The organism is Cellulosimicrobium sp. NPDC030954 (assembly GCF_055571305.1).
The window spans coordinates 100272-118467 of sequence record NZ_JBVIFN010000001.1 but is presented as its reverse complement, the minus strand read 5'-3'; the positions used below and the strand labels follow the sequence as shown (position 1 = coordinate 118467).

Genomic DNA, 18196 nt, shown 5'->3' with positions numbered 1-18196 from the left:
GTCTCGCCGCCCGATCCGCTGTCGTTACCGGCGCCTTCGCCGCGGCCGGGCCCACTCCGGGACGGTGAGCTGGGCTGGACGCGAGGGCGCAGGCTTGCGCGACACGTACGTCGCGAGACGGTCGAGCGCGAGCGCTCCGCCGGCGACGAGTCCGACGATCGCTCCGTGGTCTCGGCGGAGCGCACCGATCGCGTGGGCCAGCCGGTCCGCCTCCAACGGGTTCAACGGCTCGTCGCTCTGAAAGTCCTCCGGCTGGACCAGTGTCGCCATGACCACGAAGTCCTCGAGGTGCCGCCGCTTGTCGCCTGGGATCAGGAGGGCGGATGCCTTGCCGATCAGGGAACCGACGATGGAGGGTCGGTTGATGGCGGCCGACCGCTCACCGATGGTGACGGTGACCTTCTGGCTGCGGTTGATCTGCTTCTGAGCGCCCGGAGTCTCGAGGCCCGGCGCGCCGTGGATGTCCGGTCGTCCCGCCGCGACCGGGCCCAGGTAGCGCGGGATGAGCACATCGACGATCGCCTCGCCTCGCCGCCACCGATGGTTGGTCCCGTTGACGGACATGGCGAGATCGGTGACGAACCCGACTTCGGACAGGACGCGCGTGACGGACATGAGCGCGTCCGGATGTTCCCGCACGTCCAGGACCGCGTCGACGTCGCTCGTGGAGCGAACGGGCGAGAGGCCTCGCTCGAAGCAGTGGAGCTGAACCATCTGGCCGCCAACCAGGGTCCAGCCGTCAGGCATGCGGTCGGCGAGATCGAACAGTCCGATCCAGGAGGCGGTCTGCGCCGGCGGCATCTCGGGCAGCACCACGGTCGTCACAAGTACCTCCTCGCCAGCTCACGTGCCTGACGGATGTCGCGCTCCGTGCCGTTGTCGACCAGGTCGGCGATGACGAGCGTGATGGGTACCGGGTTGGGCGGCAGGAAAGGCGCGACGTGAAGGATCACGTTCGGCTTGCCGCGCGCGGGGACGAGCCAGTGGTCGGCCTTCAGCGCTTCGGCTTCGTCCTGGTGGACGTAGAGCTCGACGAGGTCGGACACGGCCATGCCGGAACGCCGATCGCTGACGCCGCTGGGCACGACTCGGACGTCGTCGACCAGCGTCGTGGTGCGGGATGCGGAAAGCTCGAGCCTCTCAGCACGAGAGCGCAGCCATGAGGCGAGAACCAGTGCGGGGTCATCCCGGTCGTGTAGGTGCGCCATCCGTTCCTTGAGCTTCCACGCCGCCTGCGGGTCGAGCCACGCGTCCGTCTTCAAGATGAGCGCCCAGGCGTTCCGAGGGCTCATCGGCCTTCCCGGCCGCTTGGGATGTCGCAGGGAGTGTGGGCTGACCACCCATCGCCCACCGACCTTCTCACCCTGCAGCTCGCCGGCGTGGAGCATCGCGAGCACTCGGCGCTCGGACACATCGAGCGCTCGCGCCGCGTCTGCCACGCTGATGACCATGTCGTCAATCATACGGGATTCCGAATAATTGACGACACGAGGCGAGGTGGCGATCTCCTCTATGGTTCGGAAAGCGGAATGATTACAGACAGCGATCCGGCCCTCGCACCCGACAAGCAGGGTCCCCGCCACACCACGGTTCTACCTCGCGGCAGGGACACCGCCCGGGAGGGCCTCGTAGCGGTCGGGGACGGCGGTGAACGACCCTCGCCCGCCGGTGAGGGAGCGCAGGTCGAGGACGTAGCGGGTGAGCTCGGCCTCGGGGACGAGCGCGTCGACGCGGACGCGGCCGTCGGGCAGGGAGTCGGTCGCGGTGATGTGGCCGCGGCGCGCGGAGAGGTCGCCCATGACGTCGCCCTGCGCGTCGGGCGGGACGGTCACGGACACGGCGGAGACGGGTTCCAGGACGACGGTGCCCGCGGCCGCGAGCGCCTCGCGCACCCCGACCCCGCCCGCGGTGCGGAACGCCATGTCGGAGGAGTCGACGGAGTGCGCCTTGCCGTCGAGCACCTCGACGCGCAGGTCGACGACCGGGTAGCCGTGCGGCCCGCCGCTCTCCATGGCCTCGCGCGCGCCGCGCTCGACGGCGGGGAGGTACTGGCGCGGCACCGACCCGCCGACGACGGAGCTGACGAACTCGAATCCCTCCCCGCGCGGGAGCGGCGACACCCGGAGCTGTACGACCGCGAACTGCCCGTGCCCACCCGACTGCTTCTTCACCTTGCCCTCGACCTGGACGGCGCGCGTGATGGTCTCGCGGTACGCGACCTGGACGGGCTCGGTGGTGACGCGCACGCCGAACGAGCGTTCCAGCCGTTCGACCGCGACGGCGAGGTGCGTGTCGCCGAGACCCCCGAGCACGGCCTGGGACCCGGTGAGGTCGACGTGCAGGGTCGGGTCCTCGGCGCGCAGGCGGGTCAGCGCGGCGGAGAGCTTGTCGTCGTCGGACTGGGACACCGGCCGCAGCGCGAGCGCGTAGACCGGTGCGCGCGGCGGCAGGTCGCGCGCGGCGACGGGCATCCGACGGCCCGCGAGCAGCGTCCCGGTCGCGGCGACGGAGAGCTTCGCGACGGCGGCCACGTCGCCGGCGACCACGCGGTCGACCGCGACGTGCTCGCGCCCGCGCAGCCGGAAGAGCCCGTGCACGCGGTCCTCGGCGCCCGTCGCGGTGCTCACGAGGCGGTCGCCCGTCGCGACGGACCCGGAGAGCACCTTGAACACCGACACCTGGCCCACGAACGGGTCGACGACCGTCCGGAAGACGTGCACGAGCGCGTCCCCCGTCGGGTCGGCCGCGACCTCCGTGGTCGCGCGCTCCGACGGGGAGCCGTCTGCGCCGCCCGACCCCGCGCCGTCGGGCAGCCCGACGACGGCCGCGCGGTCGGCGGGCGACGGCCCGAGCTCGCACACGAGGTCGAGCACGCGGTCGACGCCGACGCCCGTCACCGCGGACGCGAGCAGGACGGGCACGGCCTCGCCCGCGAGCACCTCGTGCGCGAGCGTGCGCTCGAGGTCCGCGGCCCCGGGCTCATCGCCCGCGAGGTACGCCTCGAGCTGGTCGTCGTCGTGCGTGACGATCTCCTCCACGACCTCGTCGTGCAGGGCGTGCTCCTCGTCGCGCACGTCCGCGGGGACGTCCTCCTCGTGGGTGCGCCCGTCGCCGTCGTACTCCCGGGCGCGCTCGGTGAGGACGTCGGCCACGCCGTGCAGCGACTGCTCCTCGCCGAGCGGGAGCTCGAGCGGCACGAACGGCGCGTCGAGCGCGCCGCGCAGCGCGCCGAGGACGGTGCGGAAGCTCGCCCGCGCGCGGTCCTCCTGGGAGACGACGACGAGGCGGGGGATCCCCGCCTCGTCGCAGCGCCGCCAGACCTCCTCCGTGCCCGACTGGACCCCGTCGACGGCGCTCACCACCACGACCGCGAGGTCGGCCACCGCGAGCGCCGCGTCCACGGAGCCCGCGAAGTCCGGGGATCCCGGGGTGTCGAGCAGGGTGACCTGGTGCGTGACGCCGTCGGGCGCCCGCCAGTCGAGGTGCGCGACGCCGAGGCTCACCGAGATGCCGCGCGCGACCTCCTCGGGCTCGTGGTCGCAGACGGTCGTGCCCTCCGCGACGGACCCCGCCCGCGGGATCGCGCCCGCGCGATGGAGGAACGCCTCCGCGAGCGTGGTCTTGCCGGACCCGCTGTGCCCCACGAGAGCGACGTTGCGGGTCGTGGCCGGGCCGGTGGACGTCGACGTCGTGGCCATGGCTGCCTCCTGGCGGCGGCGGGGCGCCGTGTCCCGCCACGTTCCAGGCTAGTGACGTCGAGCGGTTCGTGCCCGGGCCGGAGGTCCCGGCCCGGGCACGGGCCCTACAGGTGCAGGTCCGCGTAGACGCGCAGGGCGTCGCGCACGAACGTCGCGCCCTCGACCCCGCCGTAGTTCTTCGCGAACCGCTCGTCCGCCACGTACATCTCACCGAGGCCGACGACGTACTCCTTGACCGGTGCCGCACCGGCGCCCGGCGTGCCGGGGATCGCGCCGAGCCACTCGACGTGGCGGCGCGCCAGCGCCTGCGCCTCCTCGGACGCCGGGTCGACGCCCCGCGCGGCCGCCGCGGCCCAGTCCGCGCCGAGCTCGCGGGTGCGGGCCTGCCACGCGGCCCGCTCGTCGTCGGACATCCCGCGCCACCAGGCGTCGCCGCGCGCGTACGCGTCCTTGCCCCAGCGGTCCTCGACCTCGTCCTTGTACTGCGTGTGGTCGAACCCGTCGAACATGTCGTCCGCCATGAGCTCGCCACCTCCTTCCATCGTGGTGATCGTCCGTTCGACCGACGCGATCTGTCGCGCCAGCCGCTGCCGCTCCGCCTGCAGCCCCTCGAGGTGGCCGCGCAGGGCCCGCACCTGGGCGTCCCTGCCCGACGGCGGCCGGTCGCCCCGCGCGCCCGGGTCGCCGTCGAGCGCCTCCTGGATCGCGGGGAGCCCGAGGCCGAGGTCGCGCAGGAGCAGGATCCGCTGGAGCCGCACGAGCGCGTCGGCGTCGTAGTGGCGGTAGCCGTTGGACGCGACCCGGCTCGGGCGCAGCAGACCGACCGCGTCGTAGTGGCGCAGGGTCCGGCTCGTCGTGCCGGCGAGGCGCGCGACCTCCTGGATGGACCAGTCGGCCGTCCGCTCGCTCGTCGTTCCGGCGGGGTGCATCTCCTGTCTCCTCTCACGGTCTCGGTGGCTCGGCGGTCGCCTCGTGCGGCAACGAGAACCACGCTAGAAGTTGACGCTACGTCAAGGTCAACAGGTTGCCTCGGACAGGGCTTCCGGCACGGCAGGGCAGGGTCGACGGGCGTACGGTCGAGGAAGAGCGCCCGCGGGTGGGCGCGACGAGCACGGAGGCCGCCATGGCCACGACGCAGCAGGTACGGCAGCACTACGCCGGCAAGGATCTCGCGGCCCGCCTCCTCGCCGCAGCAGGAGCCGGCGACGGGCCCGTGACGGTCGACGCGCTCGCCCCGTACGACGAGCTCCACGCCGGGGGCGCGTCGTCGACCACCGCCCTCCTCGACCTCCTCGGGCTCGCGCCGGGCACCACGCTGCTCGACGTCGGCAGCGGGCTCGGGGGGCCGGCGCGGCTCGCCGCGCACCGGCACGGCTGCCAGGTCACGGGCGTGGACCTCAGCCCGGACTTCGTCGACGCCGCGCGCGAGCTCACCGCGCGGACGGGGCTCGCCGACCTCGTGACGTTCGCGCTGGGCGACGGCGACCGGCTGCCGTGCGCGGACGCCTCGCACGACCGCGCGATGCTCGTCCACGTCGGCATGAACGTGCCGGACAAGGCGGCGCTCTTCACGGAGGTCCACCGCGTGGTGCGCCCCGGGAGCCCGTTCGGGCTGTTCGAGCAGATGCGGGTCGGGCCGGGCGACCTGCCCTTCCCCATGCCGTGGGCGGTCGACGCCGGGTCGTCGTTCGTCGAGACCCCGGACGACTACAGCCGCGCGCTGACGGCCGCCGGGTTCGACGTCCTGCGCGTCGAGGACCGGCGTGCGGCGCTCGCCGCCGGGGGCGGGCCCCGGCAGGACGGCCTCGTGGTCGTGTTCGGTGCGGAGTTCGTCACGCGGATCAGCAACAACGTCGCCGCGACGAGGGCGGGGCTGCTCGCGCCCGTCCTCGTCGTCGCCCGCGCCTGAGCGGCGACCCACGGTCCGCTCCGGCACGATCGGCCCGCGTCGCCGACGGCCGGCGGTGTCCGGTCAGGCCGCGAGCGGCTCCCGGCGGAGCAGGACGGCCGCGAGCTCGGCGGGCGTCCCGACGACCGCCGTCGCGCCCGCCGCGGCCAGCTCGCCGGGGCGCGCGTAGCCCCACGCGACCCCCACGCACGGGACCCCGTGGGCGGCGGCGCCGAGGACGTCGTGCTCGCGGTCGCCGACCATGACCACGCGCCGCACGGCGTCGAGCGACGCGAGCGCGTGCGCGACGACGTCGGCCTTGGTGCTGCGGGAACCGTCGAGCGTGGCGCCGAACACGTCGTCGAGGCCGCGGTCGAGGTGCGCGTCGAGCCCGAAGTGCTCGACGATCCGCCGCGCCATCGGCTCCGGCTTCGACGTCGCCACGGCGAGGCGCAGCCCGGCGCCGCGCAGCGCCGTCAGGCACGCGGGGATTCCCGGGTAGACCGCGTTGTCGAGGAGGTTCCCGGCCGCGTACACGTCGCGGTAGGCGGCGACGGCGTCGGCCACGCGGTCGCGCGTGACGCCGTGCGCGGCGAACGAGTCCCCGAGCGGCGGGCCGACGAAGCCGCGGAGCACCGCCTCGGTGGGGACCGGGAGCCGCAGGACGGCGTACGCGTGCCGCACCGACGCGAGGATGCCGGGGGCCGAGTCGGTGACCGTGCCGTCGAGGTCGAGCAGGACGAGGTCGTCGCGCGCGCTCATCCGGCGGGCGCCTCGTCGACGCCGGGACCCGAGGTCCCGCCCGAGCCCGCAGCACCGCCGGGACCTGAGGTGACGCCGGGGCCCGAGGTGCCCGGGCCGGTCGTCCCGGAGCCCACCACCGCGGCCGGGCCGCCACGGCGGCCCAGGACGAACCCGACCGCGCCCCCGACGAGCAGCGCGCCCGCGCCGGCGAGGAGCGCCGCGGTCCCCAGCGGGTACGCCCCGCGGAGGACGAACGTGGTGCCGGACAGCGGCGCGTACGCGAACCATCCGGACGACGTCGGGCGGCTCGCGACCCAGGCCGCGGCGGCCAGGAGCGCGACGCCGACCAGGACGAGCGCCGCGAGGACCACGGTCGCGACGCTCGGACGGCGCGCGGGAGGGACGGACGAGGGCTGCTCAGGAGCGGTCACGTCGGCCATGGTCCCGGGCGACGCCGCTCGCGGCAACCGTCGCCCGCACGGCGCCGAGCGCACGAGACGGACGCGGCGACCGCGACTGTCTCCTGCCCTCGACCGGTCGTCGCCGGGCGCTACTCGCCGACGGTTCCGTCGATCGCCTCGCGGAGCAGGTCGGCGTGGCCGTTGTGCCGGGCGTACTCCTCGATCATGTGGACGAGGATCCAGCGCAGGTTCCAGCGCTCGCCCGTGTGGCGGTCCGCTCGCACGCTCAGCCGGTCGAGGCCGCCGTCGGCGAGCGCGTCGTCGAGGATCGCGTCGGACGCCGCGACGGCACGGTCGAAGAGCATGCGCAGCTCCGCCGGGGAGTCGCCCGCCGCCGTCGTCCAGTCCCAGTCGCGGTCCTCGGCCCAGTCGGCGGTGTCGAACGGCGCCATGAGCGGCTCCCCGAGCAGCACCTCGGAGAACCAGTTCGACTCGACGAACGCGAGGTGCTTCAGCAGGCCGCCGAGCGTCATCGACGAGGGACGGAGCCGGTGGGAGAGCTCGGCCGCGTCGAGGCCCGACGTCTTCCAGCGCAGCGTGTCGCGGTGGAAGTCGAGGAAGCCGCGCAGCGTGTCGACCTCGTCGGCGCTGACGGGCGGGTCGGTGCGGTGGTCGGTCACGGCGCCACCCTAGCGGCGCCGGTGCGGCGCGGCCGCGTGCCGCCCGGGCCGTGCCGGGTCACGGCAGCTCCGCCTCCCACGCGAGCCACTTGCGCCGCACGGCCGCGTCGACGTCGACGCCCTGGGAGCGCGCGAGCAGGAGCAGGTGCGCGAGGACGTCGGCGACCTCGTCCGCGAGGGGCGAGGCCCCGCCGTCGTCCCCGGTGGCCCCGTCAGGGGCGGCTCCGGACCGTGGTGCGTCCCCGCGCGGGCGGGTGCGCCCCGTCGCGACGAGGAACGCCTGCGTGAGCTCCCCGACCTCCTCGGCCAGCTTGAGCATGAACCAGTCGGCGTCGCGCTCGACGCCGAACTTCCGCGCGTAGAGCGCCGAGACGGCCTCGACGCGCTCGCCGAGGCCGGAGACCGTCAGGGGCGCGTCGTCGTCCATCGGGCCAGTGAACCACCGCACGCCGTCGACCGTTCGGCACCCGCCGTCGGCGTTCGGCAGCACGAGGTGCCGATCCGCGCGTGACGTGCCGAACCGCGGCCCTACCGCACGACGAGCGCGACGACGAGCAGCAGCACCGTCGCGACGATCTCCCCGATCCCGACGGCCCGCGGGCTCAGGGGCCGGCCCGGCAGCACGGCCGCGCGCACCGTCGCCGCGGCGAGGAACGCCGTCGCCCACCACCACGAGGGGTCGTGCACGACGGCGACGGCGCCCGCCGCGACGGTGACCGCCGCGTGGTACGCGACCGAGGCGACGACGTACGACCGCACGCCGCGCTCGCGGATCATCGTCTTGACGTAGAGCACGGTCCCGAACAGGTAGGCGAGCAGGAGCGCGGCGACGAGCCACACCACCGCGGGGACCGCCAGCACGGACCCGCCCGGGGGCCGGCACGCGGCGTACGCGACGACCGTCATGAGCGACGCCGCGACGGTCATCGCGCCGCCCGCGGCGACGGACCGCTCGGTGCGCTGGGCGGAGGCCCACAGCCCGAGCGCGAGGAACGGGACGAACGTGGGCGCCCAGAGCGCGAGCGCCGGGTCGAGCACGAGCACGAGCAGCCCGAGCGCCGCGGCGGTCGCGCCGTACGTGAGCAGCGGACGCCGGTAGCGAGGCTTGCGGCGCGACTTCAGCCATAGCCCCGCGGCCGAGTAGGCGAGGAAGCCGACGAGCCAGAGGGCCCCGAGCGCGAGGGTCACGGGCCGGAAGCCGGCGTCGTGGACCCCCCGGACCGTCCCGACGACGAACGGCAGGAGCAGCATCGGCCACGCGCCGTGCTGGTTCGGCACCCAGCCGGGAGGACGTCGGGACACGACCCGAGGCTAGCCCCGCGGCGCGCGGTCCCGACCGCGAGAGGTCCCGGCCGCGGCGGGCCGCAGGGCCTGTGTCTGCGGGACCAAGGTCCCGACCTGTCCCGCGCTCCGCGCCACGCCGGGAATCGGCGTCGCACGCGCTCCCCGGACTAGATATGGTGGCGCAGCCGTGATCCAGACCCCACATGTTGGGGTGCGGTCCGTCTCGCAACCCCTGCGGGACGGAGACGAGAACTCGGTGGGCAGAGGGGAACGGGAACGATGAGCACCATCGAGCTCGACCAGGCAGCACCGACCGTCAGCACCACCACGTTGGAGGTCCTCAAGCGCGACGGCCGGCGTCGGCCGTTCGACGACGGCCGCATCCGCGCCGCCGTGACCAAGGCCTTCGCGGAGGTGCACGGCGACCTCACGGCCGCGCACCGGAGCCGCGTCGACGAGGTCGTGGACCGCGTCGACGCGGAGATCGCCGCGCGGTTCGTCGGGGCGGTCAAGATCTACGAGATCCAGGGCGTCGTCGAGCACGTGCTGCTCGGGTCGCACGAGTACGACGTCGCCCGCGCCTACATCGACTACCGCGTGCAGCGGGACTTCGCGCGCAGCCGGGCGACGGACCTCAACCACTCGATCGTGCGGCTGCTGGACAAGGACTCCACGGTCGTCAACGAGAACGCGAACAAGGACAGCGAGGTCTTCAACACTCAGCGCGACCTCACGGCCGGGACGGTGGGCAAGGCGATCGGGCTGCGGATGCTGCCGCCGCACGTCGCGAACGCCCACCAGAAGGGCGACCTCCACTACCACGACCTCGACTACCACCCCTATGCGCCCATGACGAACTGCTGCCTCATCGACTTCCGGTCGATGCTGTCGAGCGGCTTCCGGATCGGGAACGCGCAGGTGGAGCCGCCCCGCTCGATCCAGACCGCGACGGCGCAGATCAGCCAGATCATCGCGAACGTGTCCTCCAGCCAGTACGGCGGGTGCTCGGTCAACCGCATCGACGAGCTCCTCGCTCCCTATGCCGAGCGCAACCTGGAGAAGCACCTCGCGGACGCGCGCCGCTGGATCGCCGACGAGGCCGCGCACGAGGAGTACGCGCGCGAGAAGACGCGCAAGGACATCTACGACGCGATGCAGTCGCTGGAGTACGAGATCAACACCCTGTTCACGTCGAACGGGCAGACGCCGTTCACGTCGGTCGGGTTCGGGCTCGGCACGGGCTGGCTGGAACGCGAGATCCAGCGCGCGATCCTCCAGATCCGCATCCGCGGGCTCGGCAGCGAGGGCCGCACCGCGATCTTCCCCAAGCTCATCTTCACGCTGCGGCGCGGCGTGAACCTCGAGCCCGACGACCCCAACCACGACCTCAAGCAGCTCGCGGTCGAGTGCGCGACGAAGCGGATGTACCCCGACGTGCTGTCGTACGACAAGATCGTCGAGCTCACCGGGTCGTTCAAGGTGCCGATGGGCTGCCGGTCGTTCCTCCAGGGCTGGCAGGACGAGGACGGTCAGGACGTCTCCGAGGGGCGCATGAACCTGGGCGTCGTGACGCTCAACCTCCCGCGCATCGCGCTCGAGGCGGACGGCGACCTCGACACGTTCTGGCGCCTGCTCGACGAGCGCCTGGAGACCGTGCACGACGCGCTCGTCTTCCGCATCGAGCGCTGCAAGGAGGCGACGCCGGGCAACGCGCCGATCCTCTACGTGCACGGCGCGTTCGGGCAGCGCCTCGCCCCGGACGACGACGTCGACCGCCTCTTCCGCGACGGCCGCGCCACGGTCTCGCTCGGGTACATCGGGCTGTACGAGGTCGCCGCCGCGTTCTACGGCGGCGCGTGGGAGCACGACCCGCAGGCCAAGGAGCTCACGCTCGACGTGCTGCGCACCCTGCACGCGCACGCCGCGGGGTGGACGGCGCGGACCGGGTACCGGATCAGCGTCTACGCGACGCCGAGCGAGAGCCTCACCGACCGGTTCTGCCGCCTGGACCGGGAGCGGTTCGGCGCGGTGCCCGACATCACCGACAAGGACTACTACACGAACAGCTTCCACTACGACGTCCGCAAGAGCCCGACGCCGTTCGAGAAGCTCGACTTCGAGGCCGAGTACGCGCGGTACACGTCGGGCGGGTTCATCCACTACTGCGAGTATCCCGTGCTCCAGCAGAACCCCAAGGCCCTGGAGGCGGTCTGGGACTACGCCTACGACCGCGTGGGCTACCTCGGCACCAACACGCCCATCGACCGCTGCTACGCGTGCGGGTTCACGGGCGACTTCGACCCGACGGCGCGCGGCTTCGCGTGCCCGTCGTGCGGCAACGCCGACCCGCGCACGTGCGACGTCGTCAAGCGCACGTGCGGGTACCTCGGCAACCCGCAGCAGCGCCCCATGGTGCACGGCCGCCACGCGGAGATCTCCGCGCGGGTCAAGCACCTTGCGGGACCGACGTCGTCCACCACGGACGACGGCGCGCCGACCACCCCGGGGGGCGGGGCTGCGCCGTCGGACACCGCGTAGGAGGGACGGTGGCACGCACCCCGGACCCCGGCTGGCGCTCGGACCGCGTCAGCCGGGGGTACGTCGCAGACTACAAGCCGTTCGTCATGGTCGACGGCGAGGGCGTGCGCTGCTCGCTGTACGTGAGCGGCTGCCTGTTCGCGTGCGAGGGCTGCTTCAACGAGGCGGCGTGGAGCTTTCGCTACGGACGCCCCTACGACGACGCGCTGGAGGCGCGGGTCCTCGCCGACCTCGCGCACCCCGCCGTGCAGGGCCTGTCCCTGCTCGGCGGGGAGCCGTTCCTCAACACGGAGGTGTGCCTGCGGCTCGTGCGCCGGCTGCGCGCGGAGCACGGCGACCGCAAGGACGTGTGGTGCTGGACGGGCTACACGTTCGAGGAGCTGCGCACCGGCTCCCCCGACAAGCGCGCGCTGCTCGCCGAGGTCGACGTGCTCGTCGACGGCCGGTTCGAGCTCGCGCGCCGCGACCTCACCCTCGCGTTCCGCGGCAGCACCAACCAGCGCGTCCTCGACGCGCGCGCGTCCCTCGCGGCGGGCGGCGCCGTCCCGTGGCCGCGCGTGCCCGACGCCGGGCGCGTCGCGGGAGCGGACCTCGCCTCGTAGCGACCGACGAGACGGGAGAAGTGGGGCCGCCCGGCCCGGTGGGTGGGGGGCCCAAAGACCGCGAGGCGCGGTTGGGGGCCGGCCCGGGGCCGCGCGGGACGGGGGGGGGGCGCACCCGCCCGCCGCGGGGCGCGGGCGGCGCCCCCCCCCCCCCCGGCCCCCACCCCCGCCCGGGCTTCCGGGCCCCCCCCGGGGGGGGGGGGCGCCCCCACTTCTCCCGTCTCGGCGGGTTCGGGCGCCGTCGGGGCTCCGAGGGTCAGGGGGCGGCGACGACGCGCACCGGGACGGTGCGGAAGCCCGCGACGGGCGCGGTCTCGCGCTCGGCCGGCCGCGCGGCGTCGTGCACGACCGTGCCCGCGCGCAGGAGTCGGCGGACGAGGACGCGCAGCTCGAGCGTCGCGAGCGGGCGCCCCGGGCACACGTGCGGTCCCGTCCCGTAGACGAGGTTGCGGTCGGCGTGGCCCTCCGGGTCGTACGCGCCGGGGTCGTCGAACGCCTCCGGGTCGCGGTTGGCCTCCCGCCAGTCGAGCACGACCTGCTCGCCCGCGGCGACGGGGCACCCGGCCACGACGGTGTCGCACGTCGCGACGCGCCGGTTGGAGACGAACGGGTCGTCGAGGCGCAGGATCTCGTCGACCGCCGCGTCGAGCGCGGGGTCCGGGGCGTCGCGCAGGTGGTGCTGGTGGCCGGGGTGCTCGGCCAGCCAGTGCACGACGACGCCCGCGCACAGGGCGAGCGAGGACAGGTCTCCCCCGGTCCAGTTGCGCAGGATCGAGACGAGCTCCTCGTCCGTCCAGGCCGGGCGGCCGTCGTCGTGCTGGGCGAGAAGCCGGGCGGTGACGTCGGGACCGGAGCCGCCGTCGGAGCCGGCCGCCGCGGGTCCGGGCACGGCGCCGACCGTCGAGCCGGCCTCCGGTGCGCCCGGTACCGGGCCGGCCGTCGCGCCGCCGCGGCGCGCGTCGAGCAGGTCGCGGACGATGCGGTCGAACCGTGCGGCGACGCGGCCCGTCCAGGCACGGTCGCCGGAGCGGGTCGCGGCACGGTTCTCCGCGACCCAGTCGAGCAGCTCGGGCTCGAGGTCGGCGGGCCAGCCGAGCCACGCCGACTGGGCGCGCACGGCGTACCGCGCGCCGAGCTCGACGGCGTCGAACGGGCCGCCCGCGACGTCGTCGACCAGCCCGGCGGCGAGGTCGTCGAGCACCGGGGCGAGCCACGCGAGCTCGTCCGGGGCGAAGAACGGGTCGAGGAGCCGGCGCGCCCGCGCGTGCTCCGCGCCGTCGAGCCCGTTGGGCACCTGCAGGTGGGCCGACGCCGCGCTGGAGAAGAGGGCGGGGTCCTGCGCGGCCGCGACCACCTCGGCGTGCCGCCGCACGACCACCCGCCCCGCGCGGTCCCGCGTCCCCTGCACCGTCTCGGTCTCGCTCACCCTCGCCCCTCCCGTCCCGTCGTCCGCCCGGCTCACCGGGCCGATGCGAGCGTACGACCACCCCCGGCCCACTCCGGGACGAACGCTGCCGGACGGGCCCGACGTCCACCCGACCCGGGACAAACGTCCCACCCCCCGCTGTGGGCATGAATTGGGCCGGGTTCTGCGGCGAGAACCGGGCCCAATTCATGCCCACAGCGGGGGCGGGTGTCCGGTCAGACGGTCTTGCGGGTGCGGCGGATGCCGATCCAGAGGCCGACGACGCACGTCACCGCCGCGGCGACGAAGCCCCACAGCACGTCGGGGTCCGCGAACCTCCCGGCGAGCAGCGCACGCTCCGCGTCGACGATGTAGGTCAGCGGGTTGAACAGCGCCGCCGTGCGCATCCACGCCGGGCCGGCTTCGAGCGGCAGCATCATGCCGGACAGGATGAGCAGCGGGAAGAGCAGCGACTGCTGCACGCCCCAGAACAGCCACTCGCGGTTCTTCGCGGCGAGCGCGAGCGCGATCGACAGCGCGCCCACGCCGATGCCGAACAGGCCGAGCAGCAGCAGCCCGACGAGCAGGTGCAGCGGGTAGAGCGTGAACCCGAACGGGACGCAGACGAGCGCGATGAGCAGGCCCTGCACGACGAGCGGGGCGAACTCCTTGAGCGAGCGGCCCACGAGGATCGCGGACCGGTCGAGCGGGGTGGCGAGGACGCGCTCGTAGGAGCCGGTCATCATCTCGTAGAGCAGGTTCGACCCGCTCATCGAGGTACCGAAGAGCGAGATCATGACGATCACGCCGGGCACGAACCACTGCAGCGTCTCCGCGGTCGACCCGCCGCCGCCGGGCGCACCGCCCCCGAACCCGCCGACCGCGCCCGTGAGCAGCGGGCCGAACAGCCCGAGGAAGATCAGCGGCTGCAGCAGCGAGAAGATCAGCGTGAACGGGTCGCGCAGGACGAGCAGGATCTCGCGCGTGAAGACGGCCCAGGTGTCGGCGAGGAACTTCGCGACCCCGGTCCGCAGGAACGCGTCGGTGCCGGGCGTCGTCCGGCTGGCCGGGGACGAGAGGTCGGTGCGCGTGCTCATGCGGCCTCCTCTCGCAGGCTGCGCCCGGTGAGGTTGAGGAACACGTCGTCGAGGCTCGCCTGCTGGAGCTCGGCCGAGCGGACGGCGAGGCCGCCGACGCGCAGCGCCTCGATGGCCTCGGGCAGCCGGTCGGCGCCGTGGGTCGTGGAGATCCGGACGGACACGACGCCGTCGGCGCCGCTCGTGGTCTCGACCTGCCCCACGTCCTCGGCGAGCGACGCGCGGACGCGGCCGACGACGTCGGGCACCGCGCCCGACCCCTCGCCCGGGGCTCCGCCCGAGAGGCTGCCACCGCCCGCCGCGGGGACCACCGCGAGCGTGATGACGTCGTCGGCGTGGCTGTGCTTGAGCGCGTCCGGCGTGGCGTCGGCGATGATCTCGCCGTGGTCGATGACGACGACGCGCTCGGCCATGCTGTCGGCCTCGTCGAGGTAGTGCGTGGTGAGCACGATCGTCATGCCGTACCGCTCGCGCATCGCGGCGATGTGCTCCCACAGGTTGGCGCGGGCGTGGGGGTCGAGGCCGGTCGTCGGCTCGTCGAGGAACAGCAGCGGCGGGTGGTTCATGAGCCCGAGCGCGACGTCGAGCCGACGCCGCTGCCCGCCCGAGAGCGACTGGACCGTGCGCTTCTCGAGCCCGCCGAGGTCGAGCGCGGCGAGCAGGTCGGCGGCGCGCCGCGCGTACTCGGCGGGCGGCAGGCCGTAGAAGCGGCCCTGGTTGTGCAGCTCGTCGAGCACGCGGTAGGAGTACCCGCCCCCGTTGCCCTGGCCGATGAAGCCGATGCGGGAGCGGACCCGGGCCGGGTCGCGGGAGACGTCGTAGCCAGCGACCTCGGCGGTCCCGGCGGTCGGTTCGAGGAGGCTCGTCAGCATCCTCAGGGTCGTGGACTTGCCGGCCCCGTTGGGACCGAGGAAGGCGACGAGCTCGCCCTCCCGGACGTCGACGTCGATTCCCTTGACGGCCTCGACGGTCTCTTTCTTGCGGTGGAAGGTCTTGGTCAGGCCACGGGCTCGGATCACCGGAGCCACCCTTTCGTACGCCGTACCGAAATTGACGATCTACGTTAGCATACGGTGTACGGGAACAGGCAAGCCTTGGCCCCGCCAGGCTCCTCCGGGCGGGACGCGACCGAAGTCGGGGAGGATACGCACGTGACGACCGACCGCACCGACGAGCGCGACGGCGACCTCGCGCCGTCGGGCACCCCGCAGACCTCGCCCGCACCCCCGGAGCCGGAGGAGCCGGAGCGACCGCGCGGCGTCGTCGCGGCCGCGGACGCCGGGGTCGCCTCCGCCGTGCAGGCCGCGGAGCACGCACGGGCCCAGTTCACCGAGGTCGTCCGCACGCCCGAGATCACGCGCCGCCTCGCGCTCCTGTGGGACCCGCCCGCGCCCGCGACGCGCGGGCGCAAGCCGCGCCTCACGCTCGACGACGTCGTCAAGGCCGGGACCGCCGTCGCGCAGGAGGGCGGGCTCGACGCGCTGTCCATGCGCCGCGTCGCGACCGAGCTCGGTGTCGGCGCGATGTCGCTCTACACCTACGTGCCCGGTCGCACCGAGCTCGTCGACCTCATGATCGACCGCGCGTACGCCGAGCTCGACCTGCCCGCGGCGGGCGCGCCGTGGCGGGCCGCGCTCGCGCAGTACGCGCACGAGCTGTGGAACCTCTACCTGCGCCACCCGTGGATCCTGCAGACCAACATGTGGCGCGCCCCGCTCGCGCCCCACGTGCTCGACGCCCAGGAGGCGGGGCTGCGCACGATCGTCGACACCGGCCTCTCCGAGCTCCAGGTCGTCGACACGCTCGGCCTCGTCGACAACTACGTCCAGGGCCTCGCGCGCGCCACCGTCGCCGAGCGGACCGAGCGGGACGCGACCGGCGTCGGCAACGACGAGTACTGGACGACGCTCGGCAGCTTCTGGGAGGACTGGTTCGACGTCGAGCGCTACCCCGTCATGACCCGCGTCTACGTCGCGGGCGGGTTCGACGCGCCGCAGGGCCCGTTCGACGCGAGCCTCGACCGCCTGCTCGACGCCGTCGAGATGGCGATCGACCGCGCGAACACCCCCGGGCCGAGGTAGAGCCCTGGTCGGACGGCGGTAGCGGCTGACGCGCGGGCGCCACCCCTGGCAGGATCGACCCATGGACCCCCGCGCCGGCACGCCCGCCCAGCCCAGCGACCTCATCGACGTCGACGCCGTGGTCGGCGCCTACTACGACCTCGCCCCCGACGTGGACGACCCGGCGCAGAAGGTCGTCTTCGGCACGTCGGGCCACCGCGGGTCGAGCCTCGACCACGCGTTCAACGAGGCGCACATCGTCGCGATCACCGCGGCGATCGTCGAGTACCGGCGCTCGCAGGGCACCGACGGCCCCCTGTTCATCGGCCGCGACACCCACGCGCTGTCGCTCCCGGCCTGGCAGACCGCGCTCGAGGTCCTCGTCGCCGCGGGCGTGCAGACGTACGTCGACGCGCGCGACTCGTTCACCCCGACGCCCGCCGTCTCCCAGTCGATCCTCCTGCACAACGAGGCGACGACGGTCGACGGCGTCCGCACCACCGGCCCGGGCCTCGCCGACGGCATCGTCGTGACGCCGTCGCACAACCCGCCGCGCGACGGCGGCTTCAAGTACAACCCGCCGCACGGCGGCCCCGCCGGGTCCGAGGCGACCGGCTGGATCGCGGACCGCGCCAACGAGATCCTCCGGGACGGCGTCGCGAGCGTGCGCCGCGTGCCGCTCACCCAGGCGCTCACCTCCGAGCACGTGCACAAGCACGACTTCCTCACCACGTACGTCGACGACCTCGTGAACGTCCTCGACATCGACGCGATCCGCGAGTCGGGCGTGCGCATCGGCGCCGACCCGCTGGGCGGCGCGTCGGTCGAGTACTGGGGCGAGATCGGCGAGCGGTACGGGCTCGACCTCACGGTCGTCAACCCGCAGGTCGACCCGCGCTGGGCGTTCATGACGCTCGACTGGGACGGCAAGATCCGCATGGACTGCTCGTCCCCGTACGCGATGGCGTCCCTCGTCTCCGGCATGACCGGGGAGTCCGGGGACGCCGAGGGCGGCGCGCCGTTCGACGTGGCCACCGGGAACGACGCCGACTCCGACCGCCACGGGATCGTCACGCCCGACGCCGGGCTCATGAACCCCAACCACTACCTCGCCGTCGCGATCCAGTACCTCTACGGCGGCGCGCGCGAGGGCTGGCGCGACGACGCGGCGATCGGCAAGACCCTCGTCTCGTCCGCGCTCATCGACCGGGTCGCGGGCGGCCTCGGGCGGCGCCTCGTCGAGGTGCCGGTCGGGTTCAAGTGGTTCGTGCCCGGCCTGCTCGACGGGACCGTCGGGTTCGGCGGCGAGGAGTCCGCCGGGGCGTCGTTCCTGCGCAAGGACGGCCGCGTCTGGTCGACCGACAAGGACGGCCTGCTGCTCGCGCTCCTCGCGTCGGAGATCATCGCGACCACCGGCCGCACGCCGTCCGAGCACCACCGCGACCTCGTGGAGCGCTACGGCGAGTCCTGGTACGCGCGCGTCGACGCGCCCGCGACGCTCGAGGAGAAGGCGACGCTCGGCAAGCTCTCGCCCGAGCAGGTCACCGCGACCGAGCTGGCGGGCGAGCCGATCACCGCGAAGCTCACCAATGCTCCCGGAAACGACGCCCCGATCGGCGGGCTCAAGGTCACGACCGAGAACGCGTGGTTCGCGGCCCGGCCGTCGGGCACGGAGAACGTCTACAAGATCTACGCCGAGTCGTTCGTCTCCGCCGAGCACCTGACCCAGGTCCAGACCGAGGCGAAGGACGTCGTCTCCGCCGCCCTCGGAGGCTGACCTCCCTGCCGAGGGAGAACCC

Annotated in this window: 17 protein-coding genes; 5 read left to right on the top strand and 12 right to left on the bottom strand. The window is 74.0% G+C overall.

Going from position 1 to position 18196, the window contains the following annotated elements; genetic code table 11:
- Positions 1–24: 24 nt before the first annotated feature.
- The 4 genes from ACZ402_RS00495 to ACZ402_RS00480 all read right to left on the bottom strand — a co-directional run bounded on the left by ACZ402_RS00495 (position 25) and on the right by ACZ402_RS00480 (position 4627).
- Complete coding sequence (locus tag ACZ402_RS00495) at positions 25–825, bottom strand: hypothetical protein (RefSeq protein ID WP_375823854.1); 801 nt, start codon at positions 823–825, stop codon at positions 25–27.
- Positions 822–1451 carry a helix-turn-helix domain-containing protein gene (locus ACZ402_RS00490; protein WP_375823855.1) on the bottom strand — a complete coding sequence of 210 codons (630 nt, stop codon included), beginning with the start codon at positions 1449–1451 and terminating at the stop codon, positions 822–824. Before ACZ402_RS00490 ends, ACZ402_RS00495 begins: the two co-directional genes overlap by 4 nt.
- A gap of 141 nt (positions 1452–1592) precedes the next feature.
- Complete coding sequence (locus ACZ402_RS00485; protein WP_375823856.1) at positions 1593–3698, bottom strand: elongation factor G; 2106 nt, start codon at positions 3696–3698, stop codon at positions 1593–1595.
- A 104-nt stretch (positions 3699–3802) separates the two neighbouring features.
- Entirely contained in the window at positions 3803–4627 is an 825-nt protein-coding gene (locus tag ACZ402_RS00480; protein WP_375823857.1) for a MerR family transcriptional regulator, read from the bottom strand.
- 194 nt (positions 4628–4821) lie between these two features.
- Here ACZ402_RS00480 and ACZ402_RS00475 point away from each other — a divergent pair, with 194 nt between their 5' ends.
- The gene (locus ACZ402_RS00475) at positions 4822–5607 is read left to right on the top strand and encodes an SAM-dependent methyltransferase (RefSeq protein ID WP_375823858.1); all 786 of its coding nucleotides are present in this window, start codon (positions 4822–4824) and stop codon (positions 5605–5607) included.
- Between the two features lie 63 nt (positions 5608–5670).
- Here ACZ402_RS00475 and ACZ402_RS00470 read toward each other — a convergent pair whose 3' ends face one another.
- From ACZ402_RS00470 to ACZ402_RS00450, 5 genes are all read right to left on the bottom strand, one after another.
- Positions 5671–6348, bottom strand: a complete 678-nt coding sequence (locus ACZ402_RS00470) for an HAD hydrolase-like protein (protein ID WP_375823859.1) — start codon at positions 6346–6348, stop codon at positions 5671–5673.
- A complete protein-coding gene (locus tag ACZ402_RS00465) occupies positions 6345–6761 on the bottom strand; it encodes a hypothetical protein (protein ID WP_375823860.1) in 417 nt (138 codons plus the stop codon). The genes ACZ402_RS00470 and ACZ402_RS00465 overlap by 4 nt, the downstream gene beginning before the upstream one ends.
- Before the next feature lie 119 nt (positions 6762–6880).
- On the bottom strand, positions 6881–7411 hold the full coding sequence (locus tag ACZ402_RS00460) for a DinB family protein (protein ID WP_375823861.1): 531 nt from the start codon (positions 7409–7411) through the stop codon (positions 6881–6883).
- 58 nt (positions 7412–7469) lie between these two features.
- Positions 7470–7838 carry a nucleoside triphosphate pyrophosphohydrolase family protein gene (locus ACZ402_RS00455; protein WP_375823862.1) on the bottom strand — a complete coding sequence of 123 codons (369 nt, stop codon included), beginning with the start codon at positions 7836–7838 and terminating at the stop codon, positions 7470–7472.
- Between the two features lie 101 nt (positions 7839–7939).
- The gene (locus ACZ402_RS00450; protein WP_375823863.1) at positions 7940–8713 is read right to left on the bottom strand and encodes a YwiC-like family protein; all 774 of its coding nucleotides are present in this window, start codon (positions 8711–8713) and stop codon (positions 7940–7942) included.
- Positions 8714–8974: 261 nt separating this feature from the next.
- On the opposite strand from ACZ402_RS00450, the gene nrdD reads away from it, so the two are divergent.
- Positions 8975–11233 (top strand): anaerobic ribonucleoside-triphosphate reductase, encoded by a 2259-nt coding sequence (gene nrdD / locus ACZ402_RS00445; RefSeq protein ID WP_375823864.1) that lies wholly within the window; start codon positions 8975–8977, stop codon positions 11231–11233.
- 8 nt (positions 11234–11241) lie between these two features.
- Positions 11242–11835 (top strand): anaerobic ribonucleoside-triphosphate reductase activating protein, encoded by a 594-nt coding sequence (nrdG, locus tag ACZ402_RS00440; RefSeq protein WP_375823865.1) that lies wholly within the window; start codon positions 11242–11244, stop codon positions 11833–11835.
- A 256-nt stretch (positions 11836–12091) separates the two neighbouring features.
- Here the strand turns inward: nrdG and ACZ402_RS00435 are convergent, their stop codons facing one another.
- The 3 genes from ACZ402_RS00435 to ACZ402_RS00425 all read right to left on the bottom strand — a co-directional run bounded on the left by ACZ402_RS00435 (position 12092) and on the right by ACZ402_RS00425 (position 15356).
- Positions 12092–13261: a cytochrome P450 gene (locus tag ACZ402_RS00435; protein WP_375823866.1), complete on the bottom strand. Its 1170-nt coding sequence runs from the start codon at positions 13259–13261 to the stop codon at positions 12092–12094.
- A gap of 215 nt (positions 13262–13476) precedes the next feature.
- The gene (locus tag ACZ402_RS00430; protein WP_375823867.1) at positions 13477–14337 is read right to left on the bottom strand and encodes an ABC transporter permease; all 861 of its coding nucleotides are present in this window, start codon (positions 14335–14337) and stop codon (positions 13477–13479) included.
- Entirely contained in the window at positions 14334–15356 is a 1023-nt protein-coding gene (locus ACZ402_RS00425) for an ABC transporter ATP-binding protein (protein ID WP_375823869.1), read from the bottom strand. Before ACZ402_RS00425 ends, ACZ402_RS00430 begins: the two co-directional genes overlap by 4 nt.
- Positions 15357–15488: 132 nt before the next feature.
- Here ACZ402_RS00425 and ACZ402_RS00420 point away from each other — a divergent pair, with 132 nt between their 5' ends.
- Positions 15489–16418, top strand: a complete 930-nt coding sequence (locus ACZ402_RS00420) for a TetR/AcrR family transcriptional regulator (protein ID WP_168732147.1) — start codon at positions 15489–15491, stop codon at positions 16416–16418.
- Between the two features lie 61 nt (positions 16419–16479).
- Positions 16480–18174 carry a phosphoglucomutase (alpha-D-glucose-1,6-bisphosphate-dependent) gene (gene pgm, locus ACZ402_RS00415; protein ID WP_375823870.1) on the top strand — a complete coding sequence of 565 codons (1695 nt, stop codon included), beginning with the start codon at positions 16480–16482 and terminating at the stop codon, positions 18172–18174.
- Positions 18175–18196 lie beyond the last annotated feature (22 nt).

Excerpts from the sequence above, each read along its gene's own strand:
- ACZ402_RS00490 (WP_375823855.1), bottom strand. The coding sequence starts at position 1,451 with ATGGTCATCAGCGTGGCAGACGCGGCGCGAGCGCTCGATGTGTCCGAG.
- ACZ402_RS00485 (WP_375823856.1), bottom strand. The coding sequence starts at position 3,698 with ATGGCCACGACGTCGACGTCCACCGGCCCGGCCACGACCCGCAACGTC.
- ACZ402_RS00480 (WP_375823857.1), bottom strand. The coding sequence starts at position 4,627 with ATGCACCCCGCCGGAACGACGAGCGAGCGGACGGCCGACTGGTCCATC.
- ACZ402_RS00475 (WP_375823858.1), top strand. The coding sequence starts at position 4,822 with ATGGCCACGACGCAGCAGGTACGGCAGCACTACGCCGGCAAGGATCTC.
- ACZ402_RS00470 (WP_375823859.1), bottom strand. The coding sequence starts at position 6,348 with ATGAGCGCGCGCGACGACCTCGTCCTGCTCGACCTCGACGGCACGGTC.
- ACZ402_RS00455 (WP_375823862.1), bottom strand. The coding sequence starts at position 7,838 with ATGGACGACGACGCGCCCCTGACGGTCTCCGGCCTCGGCGAGCGCGTC.
- nrdD (WP_375823864.1), top strand. The coding sequence starts at position 8,975 with ATGAGCACCATCGAGCTCGACCAGGCAGCACCGACCGTCAGCACCACC.
- ACZ402_RS00430 (WP_375823867.1), bottom strand. The coding sequence starts at position 14,337 with ATGAGCACGCGCACCGACCTCTCGTCCCCGGCCAGCCGGACGACGCCC.
- pgm (WP_375823870.1), top strand. The coding sequence starts at position 16,480 with ATGGACCCCCGCGCCGGCACGCCCGCCCAGCCCAGCGACCTCATCGAC.